Source organism: Tenacibaculum salmonis, assembly GCF_041053065.1.
In the GTDB taxonomy this organism is placed as follows: Bacteria; Bacteroidota; Bacteroidia; order Flavobacteriales; family Flavobacteriaceae; genus Polaribacter; species Polaribacter pacificus_A.
Genome location: NZ_JBFCVV010000001.1, coordinates 703,249 through 715,753, shown reverse-complemented (window position 1 = coordinate 715,753; position 12,505 = coordinate 703,249). Strand labels below are relative to the sequence as shown.

Genomic DNA, 12,505 nt, shown 5'->3' with positions numbered 1-12,505 from the left:
TGCGTTTTATATAAGTGAAAATAAATACCATGTTTATGGTATTTATTTTACTTTTGAGATTTAATACTAAATTTACCTATCTTGTTTTTTTTGAATAAATTTTGCGTTATTTTTTTATTTTCAGCTACAGTTTTTTCTCAAAATACTGCGAACATTGAGCGTTTACATTTCTTGTATAAAAAAGAAGAGTTCTGTAATTTACCTAAAGCAACTGAATATGCTAAACAGGCTGTTTTATTATCTAAAAAGATAGGTAAAGACCACCTGATATTACAGTCTGAATATTATTTGGTGGAAGCTTTATATAAACAGCGAAAAATAAAAGAAGTTGAAAAAAAGGTTCTTTTTTGTATAAATTTAGCTAAAAAAACAAATAACCTTAAAATTTTAAGTTCATTATATATTTATGATGGAAAAATAAAGAGTAGACTCAGAAATTATATAGTGAGTTTAAAAAGTTTAGAAAAGGCATCTAGTATTGCTCTTAAAAATGGATTTTATACGATTTTTCACAAAGTTATTAATGCAAAAGCGACACTTTATCTAAAAACTAAAAACAATAATAAGGCGATTACTTTATTAAGAGGTATTATTAAAAAATCTTTTTCTGAAAAATCAGATATATCTATGGCATATAGTAACAGGATATTAGGTGATTTATATTTTAATAATAGTATAAAACAAAATAAAGATAGTAGTGCTTATTTTTATAGAAAAGGAATTAGTATTATAAAAAAAACGGAAAATGATTATGTAAAAACGAATATGTATCTAAATTATGGAGATTTACTTTTACAAAGAGAAGAATACAAAGAAGCACTTTTCTATTTAGGTTTGGCAGAGGAAAAAGCACTTAGTATTTTAGCCTATTCTCGTTTATACTTTATTAATATTTCTTTAGGTATTTATTATTATGATACTAAAAACTATGCAAAAGCAATAGAGAAATTTGAAAAAGCGCTGAATCAATATGGTAAATATGCTGATGGTGATCAAAAAGCTCATTCATATTGGATGTTGTCAGGCGCATTGTATGATGCTAAACAATATAAAGAAGGTTTTTTATATCAAGAAAAATTAATTTTACTAAAAGATAGTTTATTTACAATAGATAAGAATAAAACATTTGAAAAGTTACAAACAGAATATGAAGTAGCTCATAAAAATACAAAAATAGCACTATTAGAAAAGCAAAAAGAGTTAGAAAGTCAGCGTAAAAAAATTATTTTAATAGTTAGTTTATTTCTATTTATTCCAGCTATTTTGTTAATCATTATTTATAGGTCTCGTATTAAAGCTCAAAAAATTATTCAATCGCAACAATTAAAATTACATCAAAAAGAAAAAGAACGATTAGAACAGCAACAACAAATAGAAAGAATTGAAGGTTATATAGCAGGGGAAGAAAAAGAAAAAAATAGAATTTCTTTGGAATTACATGATGGAATAGGAGGGCAGTTAGCGGGAATTAAGCATTATGCTAATTGTCTAGATGATAGCAAAGAAAAAGAAATATTACAAGAAAACTTAATGAACGTTACAAAAGAAGTTCGTTTATTATCACATAGTTTAAGTTATAATTATAGTATAAAACATTCTATAAATGATTTATTAGAAGTTTTACAAGAGCAGTATAAAAATCATTTTACAATAGAGTTTTTTATATATCCAGAAGAAATGTTGTTAACTATTTCAGATAAAAATAAATTATTTTTATATCGAACTTTACAGGAATTAATTAATAATATTTATAAATATGCAAAAGCAAATACTGTAACTGTTTCTTTAACTATTACTGATGAATTAGTATTGATAGTGGAAGATGATGGTGTTGGTTTTGATGAAAAACAAACATCAAAAGGTATAGGTCTTGAAAATATAAAAGAAAGAGTTGCTAATTTATTAGGGGAGTTTAGTATTGATACACTTCCAAATAGAGGAGTGAGTATTATTATAAAAATACCGTGTAATTAAATTTTTTATTGTTCAAAATGAATATAGAAAAAAGAATAAAAATTGTTTTAGTAGATGATCATTTACTTTTTTTGGAAGGTTTAAAAGCATCTTTAAGTAAGTACGATTTTATAGAAATTGTACAAACTTTTGATACTGCAAATAAAGCGCTTAATTTTTTGAAAAAAGAAAAAGTTGATTTGGTTATTACTGATATGTCTATGCCAGAGTTAAATGGTGTCGAATTTATAAAGAAACTAAAAAAGGAAAATTCTAATTTAAAAGTAATGGTTATTAGTACTTTTAATCCCATTCATTTTGAACCTAGTTTTTATAATGGATATCTGTTAAAAGATGCCGATATTACTGAAGTAATAAAAGCGATAAAAAGTATTGTTTATAAAGGTATTCCTTATTTTCATAAATCTATGGATACTAAAAATCAGTTAAATTTTTCTTCAAAAATACTGACTAAAAGAGAAAAAGAGATTGTTAATTTAATCGCAAAAGAATATACTGTCGATGAAATTTCTACCTTATTATTTTTGAGTAGACATACGATTGAAACTCATAAAAAAAACATTTTTTTGAAACTTCAAGTAAAAACAAATGTAGGAGTTGTTAAAAAAGCTATTCAATTAGGAGCTATTTTAAATAGCTAAAATTAGAATGTTTTTCTAAAAATTACGAATATCAAAAACATCGCCATTTTTCAATTGATTTTGAGTATCAATTTTATAAATAGTATTAGCGACAAAATCAGGGGAGTATAATTCTTTGTTTTTCATTAAATCGATAAAACGCTGCACATTTTTAAAATCAGTTTCTTTTGTATTTCTAATCTGATTTTGCATATTAGTTGCTACAACTCCTGGATATATTGATACGCATTTTACACCATTTTCTATTTCTGATTGTTCAGAAGCAATAGTTTTTGTCATCATATCAATTGCTGTTTTTGAAGAACAATAAACACTCCAGCCTTGATATGGTTTTTTGGCTGCGCCAGATGAAATATTAATGATTTGTTTTTTACAGCTTAATTGTGCTGTTTTTTTGATAAATAAGCTCGATAAAATAAGTGGTGTAGTAATATTTAATTGAATAGATTTAGAAATATCATTGGCTTCTAAATTCTCTAAATTAGCTATTTTACCTAATCTTCCAGCGTTATTAACTAAGGTAATTGAAGTGATTTTCTGATTGATTATTGTATTTAAAAGTATATTAAATATATTTTCAGTTACTTTAATATCAGATAAATCAACAGAAATATGTTGTACATTTTTTACTTCGGATGAAGTTCTTGCTAAAGAAATTACCTGATAATTTTCAGAAGCATATTTTTTAGTTAATGCTTTTCCAATTCCTTTACTTCCGCCAGTAATAATAATTATATTCATGAAGGTAAATATAAAAAATAACTATAATAATTATCTGAAAAATTCTTTCGATTTTTCCCAATAAACATCCATTTCTGTTAATGACATCTCAGAAATTTCTTTGCCTTCTTTTTTAGCTGCTTCTTCTAAAAATTGAAAACGATTTATAAATTTTTTATTTGTTTTTTCTAAAGCATTTTCAGGGTTTACTTTAATAAAACGAGCGTAATTAATCATTGAAAATAAAACATCTCCAAATTCTTTTTCGATATTTTCTTTATTATCGGCTTTTATTTCTTCGTTTAGTTCTGATATTTCTTCTTGAACTTTTGCCCAAACTTGTTGTGGTTCTTCCCAATCGAAACCAACACCTGCAACTTTTTCTTGAATTCTACTTGCTTTAACCAAAGCAGGTAAGCTTTTAGGAACTCCTTCTAAAACTGAATTTTTACCTTCTTTTAGCTTTAGTTTTTCCCAGTTTTGTTTTACTTCTTCTTCGTCTTTAACAACAACATCACCATAAATATGTGGGTGACGATGAATTAATTTATCAGAAATAGAATTGGCAACATCAGCAATATCAAAAGCCTTTTTTTCGCTACCAATTTTAGCATAAAAGACGATGTGTAATAACACATCGCCTAATTCTTTTTTAACTTCTTCTAAATCATTGTCTAGAATAGCATCTGCTAACTCGTAAGTTTCTTCAATTGTTAAATGACGTAGTGTTTCTAAAGTTTGTTTTTTATCCCACGGACACTTCTCACGAAGTTCGTCCATAATATCTAACAATCTGTTAAAAGCGTCTAATTGTTGCTTACGAGTATTCATAATTTATTTAGCTTCTTCTTGAGTTACTTTTTTTTCTAAGGTATTAAAATCGAAATTAGCTGCTGCTAAAGTATTATACCATTGAATAACCTTTTTAATGTTAGAAGCATACACACGTTCTTTGTCAAAACCTGGTAAAATTTCTTCAAAATAAGCCATTAAAGTATCGTTACTTTCTTTATGAGAAAGTGCTTCTTTACCTTCTTGTTTGTCAGCCATAGTTTTAAGTATGATTGCTAAAGGTACTTCTTCTTCATAAGTGTAAATTGCAATATTTTCTAATAAACTAACATTGTGAGTTGCTGCAATAGGAAAACGTTTACCATCTACAATTGAACGAACGATTACTCCTGTTTTTGTTTGAGATATAATTTCAAATAATCCTGGTTTACCAGTAACTGCTATAACTTTGTTAAATTCCATATTATATTGTTTTTTTAGTGTCTTTTATAAAGACTATTTTTTCTTGGCATTTGGAAAACGCATTCTGTAACCTGCGTCTACTTTTCCTTTAGAAATGTTTTCTAACTTTTTTTTAATCAATCTTTTCTTTAAAGTTGATAATTTATCAGTAAATAAAACACCATCGATATGGTCGTATTCATGCTGAAAAACACGTGCCGCTAAACCATTTAGAACTTGAGTATGTTTTTCGAAATTTTCATCTTGATACTCAATAGTTATTGTTTCTTGACGAAAAACATCTTCACGAACATTAGGAATACTTAAACATCCTTCGTTAAAAGCCCATTCTTCACCTTCTTCTTTAATAATTTTTGCATTGATAAATACATGATTAAAGTTTTCTAAGGCTTTACGGTCTTCTTCTGATAAATCTTCATCATCAGCAAAAGGAGAAGCGTCGATTAAAAATAAACGAATGTCTTTTCCAATTTGAGGTGCAGCTAATCCGACACCTTGTGCATTGTACATTGTTTCTTTCATATCGGCAATTAACTTTTCTAACTGCGGATAATCTTTATCGATTTCTGTTCCTACTTTACGTAATACGGGATCTCCGTAAGCAACAATGGGTAAAATCATGTGTTTTTTAATTTTAAGGTCACGAAAATACAAAGAATCGTTTGTCTATAAAACTATTTGTTATATAAATACGACTGTAATATGATTGTAGCGCTTATTTCATCAACTAAAGCTTTGTTTTGACGCTGTTTTTTGTTGAGTCCACTATCAATCATTGTTTGAAACGCCATTTTTGAGGTAAAACGCTCATCTTCTCTTTTTATTGGGATATTAGGTATCGAATTTTTTAATTTATTTAAAAAAGGAAGTATTAATGCTTCACTTTCGCTATCAGAATTATCCATTTGCTTTGGTTTTCCGATGATAAATAATTCAACATTTTCTTTTTTAATGTAGTCTTTTAAAAATGGAATTAATTCTTTAGTATTAATAGTTGTTAATCCTGATGCTATAATTTGTAATTCGTCAGTAACAGCAATACCTGTTCTTTTTTTTCCGAAATCTATGGCTAAAACTCTTCCCAAAATTATTTTATTTTTCACGAAAGTAAAGTTTTAAACCTTTATAAATTGTACTTTTTTTGATTTTTTAAATAATAAATAGTGTTAAAATTTTTAAATAGAGATTAAATGCCTAGCCCCGATTGAAGCATTTGTTTGAGCTCTTTTTTATTTTTTTCTTTTGAAAAATAAAAAAAGCGAGTGCGGAAAGCGGGAAATTGCTTCTAATAATCTTTATCCTTTTTTATTGAAATATGTATTTTTAAACAAGAAAAAAACATCTGTTTAAATTAACTCTTTTAGTGTGAAATAGTAACATAGATTTTATATTTGTAGAAAATTATATAAGATGACAGAATTACAATCTATTATAGAAAAAGCGTGGGATAATCGTGACTTATTAAAAGAAGAAAACACGATTAATACTATTAGAAAAGTTGTTGATTTATTAGATTCAGGTGACTTGCGTGTAGCAGAACCTACTGATAATGGTTGGCAAGTTAATGAGTGGGTAAAAAAAGCAGTTGTTTTATATTTCCCTATTCAGAAAATGGAAACTTTAGAAGCTGGTATTTTTGAATATCATGATAAAATTCCATTAAAGAAAAACTTTGCAGAAAAAGGAATTAGAGTAGTGCCAAATGCAGTTGCACGTCATGGAGCATATATTTCGGCAGGAACTATTTTAATGCCTAGTTATGTAAATATTGGTGCATATGTAGATGAAGGAACTATGGTCGATACTTGGGCTACAGTTGGTTCTTGTGCGCAGATTGGTAAAAATGTACACTTATCTGGTGGTGTAGGAATTGGTGGTGTTTTAGAGCCATTACAAGCAGCTCCGGTAATTATTGAAGACGGTGCTTTTATCGGTTCTCGTTGTATTGTTGTGGAAGGTGTTAGAGTAGAAAAAGAAGCGGTTTTAGGTGCTAATGTTGTATTAACAATGAGTACTAAAATTATTGATGTTACTGGTGATACACCTGTTGAAACGAAAGGAGTTGTTCCTGCTCGTTCAGTAGTTATTCCTGGTAGTTATACTAAGAAATTTGCTGCTGGTGAGTTTCAAGTTCCTTGTGCTTTAATTATTGGTAAACGTAAAGAAAGTACTAATAAGAAAACTTCATTAAACGATGCATTAAGAGAATATGATGTAGCAGTTTAATATTTTTTAAACTTATAAATTATAATAAAAAAGGAGCGATTTTAAATCGCTCCTTTTTTATTATAATTTACTTTCTTCATATAGTTTTCTAAGCTTTGCGTATTTTATGTAAGAAGAAAAAGCTTGTAGCATAGAAAATGTAATTCCGTCTAAACCATGTAAAATTCCTTTTTTAAGAATATAACAACGAATAAATGACCAAACTCCATGAGTAATAGGAGTGAAGAAGTTAACTTTTCTCCCTTGTTCAAAATATTCTTCAGCTTGCCAAGTTGTATATAAATTATACTTTCCTATAATTTGATGAAAATCTTTCCAACCATAATGTAATAGGTGTAAGTTTGTTTTTTTTAAATTTGTAGCCTGTATACTTTGGTGTACTTTAGTTGTAGCAGGTTTTGCTGTTTGTTTATTAAAAAAACGACAAGTATATGAAGGATACCATCCTGCAAAATTAATAGGCTGTTTTTTTAAGAAATTTTTTCGTCTAAAGTTATAAGCATCGTAAGGCTGTTTCAAATAAGTTTCACTTTTTATAAATTGATAACTGTCTTCATCTAAACGCTCATCAGCATCTAAATTTAAAATCCAATCATTTTTACAAAATTGTAATCCGTGTACTCTTTGTAATCCATCTCCTAAAAACTTTTGAGAATAGACTTTAGCGCCCATTTTTTCTGCTATTTCAATAGTTTTATCTGTACTAAAAGAATCAATAATAATTACTTCATTACACACTTTTTTTAAAGAAAGGATACAATCTTTAATATTCACCTCTTCATTAAAAGTAATTACTAAACCGCTTACACTCATTTTTAAATATTATTGTAGATTTGTAATGTCAAAAATACAATAATTAAATGATTCCAAAAATTATTCACTTCTGCTGGTACGGTAAAGGAGCGTACAATGAAACTATAAAAAAATGTATCGCATCATGGGATGAAAAATTACCAGATTACATTATTAAAAAATGGGATGAAACAAATACACCTTTTGATAAACTCCCGTTTTTAAAGTTACTTTATAAGCAGAAAAAATGGTCGTTTATAACAGATTATGTGCGGTTGTATGCATTGTATAAAGAAGGAGGAGTTTATATGGATACTGACATTGAAATTTTAAAACGTTTTGATGAATTACATAAAGAAGATTCTTTTACAGGTTTTCAAACAAATATGGAAGGCTCTCCATTTCCTGTTGCCGCTGGAATGATTGGTGCTAAAAAAGGAAATGTTTTTATATTAGATTGTATTAAAGAAACTGAAAGAAAACAACGTTTAAAGTTTAACGGAATGGGAGGTCCGCCTATTTTAACAAAAGTGTTGTTAAATTATGGCTTGAAGGAATATAAAACTCAAACTATAAAAAAAGTATTAGTATTAGATAAAAAATATTTTTATCCATTTTATATAAATGAAACTTTTACAGACAATTGTATTAAAGAAGAAACTATTTGTATTCATTGGTGGGAAGATTCTTGGGGGAATAAACAAAAAGGTTTTTCGTATATTTTAGATAGTTTAAATAGGAAATTACAAAAACTACCATTAATTGCCTTAAATAAAATTAAATATACTTTTTTTGAGAAAAATTTTTATATTATAGACCGTTTATAATATAAAACTTGAAAAATAGATATAAAAAATATCTATCTGATTAAAATTAAGACTTTTAAATCACTTTGTTTAAGAATAATATATGTTTTTATCTATTATAATACCAGTTTATAATACACCAATAAAATTTTTAAAAGAATGCTTAGATAGTTTAAAGCTAATTCCATCTTCAATAACAAGTGAAATAATAATTGTAAATGATGGGTCAAAAAGTGAGGGAACATTAAGTTATTTATCCAGTTTAGATGATAATGATTATTGTTTAATACATAAAAAAAATGGGGGGCCTGGTTCTGCTAGAAATTTAGGAATTAAAAAAGCTAAAGGAGAATATATTTTTCCTTTAGACGCAGATGATATACTGAATGATGATTTTAGTTTATTTGTAAGTTATCTTAAAGAAAATAAGAGTACAGATGTTTTGTATGGAGATTTATTATATTTTGGAGATATTGATAAAATAGAAAAAAACCACCAATTTAATAAAATAGCGTTATGGTTTGAAAACAATATAGTTCCTGTATGTTCTTTTGTTAGAAGAAGTCTTTGGGTAAAAGTAGGAGGTTTTGATGAAAAATTAAAGACTTTTGAAGATTATGATTTTTGGATTCAGTGTGCGGTTAAAGGTGGAGAATTTAAATATTTACCTATGTTTACTTACAAATATCGTGTTATTGACAATGGAGCTTCACGGTATCAAAATACAAAGAGATTACATAAAAAATACTTTAAATTAATTAGAAGTAAAATACCTATTACTGAAATAAAGTTGTCAGATATATTTAAATATATTAAAATCAGTTACTCAAGAAAAAAATCACAAAATAAAAATATATTAATAGCAAGTGTAGGTACTTTTTTTAGGTTATTAAAAGTATTAAAAAAGATAATAATAAGTATTTAATAAAGTAATAAATAGTTTTATAACAGATAATTTATTTCATATTAAAAATATAGAGGTAATTGATAATATAATAAGAGATCTTAATTTATCTTTTTGTCTGTTATATATTCTTGTTGATTAAAAGTAATATACGAACTATTCTTATTTATTTTTTAAAAGTGTAGTTTTGCTATGAAATTAATTGAATTTAATAAAAAGTTTAAATGAAAGTTAGTTTAATAATATCAACATATAATTGGGTAGAAGCATTAAGATTATGTCTGCTAAGTGTTTTGGAGCAAAATGTTTTACCTGATCAAGTAATTATTGCAGATGATGGTTCTGATGATAAAACAAAACAGCTAATAGATCAAATTAACCAAGAATCAACAATTGACCTAAATCATGTATGGCATGAAGATAAAGGGTTTCGTCTTTCTCAGATTAGAAATAAAGCAATTTTAGAAGTAGAAAATGAATATATAATTCAGATAGATGGAGATGTTATTTTACACCCTTATTTTATAAAGGATCATATTAGATTATCAAAAAAAAATACATTTATAAAAGCGTATAGAAGTAATTTAACCGAAGAAAAAACACTAAACCTTTTTAATACTAAAAAATTAAATTTACATTGGTATTGTAAAGGTGTTAAAAATAAAGAAAATTCAATAAGATTTTTTACATACAATTTGTTATTCAATAAAACAAAACAAGATGTAGTTGGTATTATGGGGTCTAATATGGCGTATTGGAAAGAAGATGTTTTAGCTATAAATGGTTTTAATATAGACTTTGTTGGTTGGGGTGCAGAAGATAAAGAGTTTGCTCAAAGGTTAGTTAATTTAGGTTGTTTTAAAAGAAGGATTAAATTTTCGGCAATTCAATATCATTTATATCATAAAGAAGCTGATAAAAATAATCATGATAGACAAATGAAACTTTTAGAAAAAATAAAAGTAAGTAAAAGTATAAAGTGTAATAATGGTTTAAAAAAAATAGATTTTGATTAGTATTATTTTACCAGTATATAATGTTGAAAAATTTGTAGAAAGATCAATTAAATCAATATTAAATCAAGTTTTTAAAGAGTTTGAGTTAATTATAATTAATGATGGTTCTACAGATATTTCTTTGGAAATATGTCAGCAATTTTTGAAAGATGAACGTGTTAGAATTATTTCTCAAGAAAATGGTGGTTTATCAAAAGCAAGAAACGAAGGTTTAAAATTAGTCAAATATCCATATGTTACATTTATAGATTCTGATGATTGGGTGGAGCCTGAATTTTTAGAAACATTATATAATTGTATAATATCATCTGATGCAGAAATAGCTATTTGTGAATATCGAATAATTGATGAAACAAATAATGGTAAAAATAAAGTAATTAATAGGTGTAATAATAATGATATAAATGTATTTTCAAAAAATGAAGCATTGTCTTTGTTATTTATAGATAATTATATTAATAATTATGCTTGGTGTAAGTTATATAAAACATCACTTTTTAAAGAGGTAAAGTATCCGGAAGGAAAATATTATGAAGATATAGCAACTACTTTTAAAATATTTGATAAAGCGACTAAAATTGTAAAACAAGATAAAGTCTTACTTAACTATATCCAACATAATAATAATATTACATCAAAAGAAAACAGATCAGATAAAAAATATTTAGATGTTTATGATGCTTTTTTTCAGCAACTAAATTATGTAAATAAACATCATGATAAATTCAAAGATAATTTTGAAATTAAATCATTATTTATAAAAAATCTTTATAGATTAAAGAAACGTTTCATTTTAGGGTTTACAAATAAAACTAAAGAAGTTATAGAAAAGGAAAATAAGCTGGATAAAGAGTTAATAAGTTTGTTAAGAGCAATGCCAGTGCTTAAATTAAATAAGTTTTTTTATTTAAAGACATACTTAACTATAAAGTACCCTGTTTTTTTTAAAAAATACTTAACATTAACTAAAAGATAAAATAAATTGAAAATAGCTTTTTTAACAACAGAGTATGCACATGCTAAAACACCTGTTTATGGTGGAATTGGAACTTTTTTTAAAATATTAGCAGATGAACTAATTGCTAAAGGAAATACAGTGAGTATTTTTGTATATGGTGGTAAGTATAATTTTGATTTTGAAGATGGTGAAATAAAAATTAGAGTCAGAAAAGATTTTTTTAGAGATAATAAAATTCAAAATTTAGTACGTTCTTTATCTAGAAGGTCTCCTAAATTTTATAGTTTTTATTTGAAATGTTTTTTAAATGAGCGAAAATATGTAGCAAAGCATTTTAATAATTTTATTAAAGATAAAAATATAGATGTAATTGAAGTGCCAGATTATGGAGGGTATTTTTACGCTTTAGATAATAAAATACCAGTTAATGTAAGATGTCATGGTACAAATACAGTATTAACAAAAGAATTTAATTATTCGTTTAGAGAACCTAAAGACCGAGCTTTAAATGATTCAGAATTATTAAGTTTTAAAAATCTAAATTTAAATATAATTACAGTTTCTAAGTATGCAGGTTCACTTATCGAAAAGTATTTTAAAAGATCTGATTATAATGTAATTTATAACGGAGTAAATATTAATAAATTTACATCGACATCAAAAGATATTATAAAAGATTCAATTTTTTATTTTGGAACCTTATCCGAAGAAAAAGGTGTAGGAGTATTGTGTGAAAATTTTAATAAGGTTTGTGAAAATAACGGAACAGCAACTTTACATATAATTGGTAGAAGAGAAGAGTATTGGCAGTATTTAAAAGAAAATATATTAACTGAAAAAGCTTTAGAAAGAACTACTTATTATGGTATTGTAGATTATAATGATTTAGAAAAAGTATTATCAAAAGCAGATATGTTTGTTTTTCCAAGTCGTGGAGAAAACTTTCCTTTTGTTTTTCTAGAAGCAATGTCATTACAAAGACCTATTATTGTTAATAATATTAAACCATCTTATGAAATAATAGAGCATGGTATTAATGGTTTGATTACAAAATCGGATGAAGATTTTTATAATTTAATAATGTCCGTTTTAGAAAATAAGGTAGATGTTACTAAATTAGCAAATAATGCAAGAAATACAGTAAAAGAAAATTTCATATATAATAAAATGGTTGATGATACAATATCATTTTATAAAAAAACTATAATATAGAA

General features: G+C 26.0%; 14 protein-coding genes. 8 read left to right on the top strand and 6 right to left on the bottom strand.

The window, feature by feature from the left end; genetic code table 11:
* Positions 1 to 90: 90 nt before the first annotated feature.
* On the top strand, positions 91 to 1,974 hold the full coding sequence (locus AB0T67_RS02975; protein ID WP_369219084.1) for a tetratricopeptide repeat-containing sensor histidine kinase: 1,884 nt from the start codon (positions 91 to 93) through the stop codon (positions 1,972 to 1,974).
* 17 nt (positions 1,975 to 1,991) lie between these two features.
* Positions 1,992 to 2,615: a response regulator transcription factor gene (locus tag AB0T67_RS02970; protein ID WP_369219083.1), complete on the top strand. Its 624-nt coding sequence runs from the start codon at positions 1,992 to 1,994 to the stop codon at positions 2,613 to 2,615.
* A 15-nt stretch (positions 2,616 to 2,630) separates the two neighbouring features.
* Here the strand turns inward: AB0T67_RS02970 and AB0T67_RS02965 are convergent, their stop codons facing one another.
* Genes AB0T67_RS02965 through ruvX form a run of 5 tightly spaced genes read right to left on the bottom strand, consistent with a single transcriptional unit; the run spans position 2,631 to position 5,674 of the window.
* A complete protein-coding gene (locus tag AB0T67_RS02965) occupies positions 2,631 to 3,356 on the bottom strand; it encodes a (S)-benzoin forming benzil reductase (RefSeq protein ID WP_369219082.1) in 726 nt (241 codons plus the stop codon).
* 30 nt (positions 3,357 to 3,386) lie between these two features.
* The gene (gene mazG / locus AB0T67_RS02960; protein WP_369219081.1) at positions 3,387 to 4,166 is read right to left on the bottom strand and encodes a nucleoside triphosphate pyrophosphohydrolase; all 780 of its coding nucleotides are present in this window, start codon (positions 4,164 to 4,166) and stop codon (positions 3,387 to 3,389) included.
* A 3-nt stretch (positions 4,167 to 4,169) separates the two neighbouring features.
* Positions 4,170 to 4,589: a DUF5606 family protein gene (locus tag AB0T67_RS02955; protein WP_369219080.1), complete on the bottom strand. Its 420-nt coding sequence runs from the start codon at positions 4,587 to 4,589 to the stop codon at positions 4,170 to 4,172.
* Positions 4,590 to 4,622: 33 nt separating this feature from the next.
* Complete coding sequence (gene def / locus AB0T67_RS02950) at positions 4,623 to 5,210, bottom strand: peptide deformylase (RefSeq protein WP_369219079.1); 588 nt, start codon at positions 5,208 to 5,210, stop codon at positions 4,623 to 4,625.
* Between the two features lie 53 nt (positions 5,211 to 5,263).
* Entirely contained in the window at positions 5,264 to 5,674 is a 411-nt protein-coding gene (ruvX, locus tag AB0T67_RS02945) for a Holliday junction resolvase RuvX (protein ID WP_369220485.1), read from the bottom strand.
* Between the two features lie 325 nt (positions 5,675 to 5,999).
* On the opposite strand from ruvX, the gene AB0T67_RS02940 reads away from it, so the two are divergent.
* Complete coding sequence (locus AB0T67_RS02940) at positions 6,000 to 6,815, top strand: 2,3,4,5-tetrahydropyridine-2,6-dicarboxylate N-succinyltransferase (protein WP_369219078.1); 816 nt, start codon at positions 6,000 to 6,002, stop codon at positions 6,813 to 6,815.
* A 60-nt stretch (positions 6,816 to 6,875) separates the two neighbouring features.
* Here the strand turns inward: AB0T67_RS02940 and AB0T67_RS02935 are convergent, their stop codons facing one another.
* The gene (locus AB0T67_RS02935; RefSeq protein WP_369219077.1) at positions 6,876 to 7,628 is read right to left on the bottom strand and encodes a glycosyltransferase family 2 protein; all 753 of its coding nucleotides are present in this window, start codon (positions 7,626 to 7,628) and stop codon (positions 6,876 to 6,878) included.
* A 47-nt stretch (positions 7,629 to 7,675) separates the two neighbouring features.
* Between AB0T67_RS02935 and AB0T67_RS02930 the strand changes: the two genes are divergently transcribed.
* From AB0T67_RS02930 to AB0T67_RS02910, 5 genes are all read left to right on the top strand, one after another.
* On the top strand, positions 7,676 to 8,434 hold the full coding sequence (locus AB0T67_RS02930; protein WP_369219076.1) for a glycosyltransferase family 32 protein: 759 nt from the start codon (positions 7,676 to 7,678) through the stop codon (positions 8,432 to 8,434).
* Positions 8,435 to 8,516: 82 nt separating this feature from the next.
* Positions 8,517 to 9,338: a glycosyltransferase gene (locus AB0T67_RS02925; protein ID WP_369219075.1), complete on the top strand. Its 822-nt coding sequence runs from the start codon at positions 8,517 to 8,519 to the stop codon at positions 9,336 to 9,338.
* A 203-nt stretch (positions 9,339 to 9,541) separates the two neighbouring features.
* Entirely contained in the window at positions 9,542 to 10,333 is a 792-nt protein-coding gene (locus tag AB0T67_RS02920) for a glycosyltransferase family 2 protein (RefSeq protein ID WP_369219074.1), read from the top strand.
* Positions 10,326 to 11,309 (top strand): glycosyltransferase family 2 protein, encoded by a 984-nt coding sequence (locus tag AB0T67_RS02915; RefSeq protein WP_369219073.1) that lies wholly within the window; start codon positions 10,326 to 10,328, stop codon positions 11,307 to 11,309. Before AB0T67_RS02920 ends, AB0T67_RS02915 begins: the two co-directional genes overlap by 8 nt.
* A gap of 6 nt (positions 11,310 to 11,315) precedes the next feature.
* Positions 11,316 to 12,503 carry a glycosyltransferase family 4 protein gene (locus tag AB0T67_RS02910; protein WP_369219072.1) on the top strand — a complete coding sequence of 396 codons (1,188 nt, stop codon included), beginning with the start codon at positions 11,316 to 11,318 and terminating at the stop codon, positions 12,501 to 12,503.
* Positions 12,504 to 12,505 lie beyond the last annotated feature (2 nt).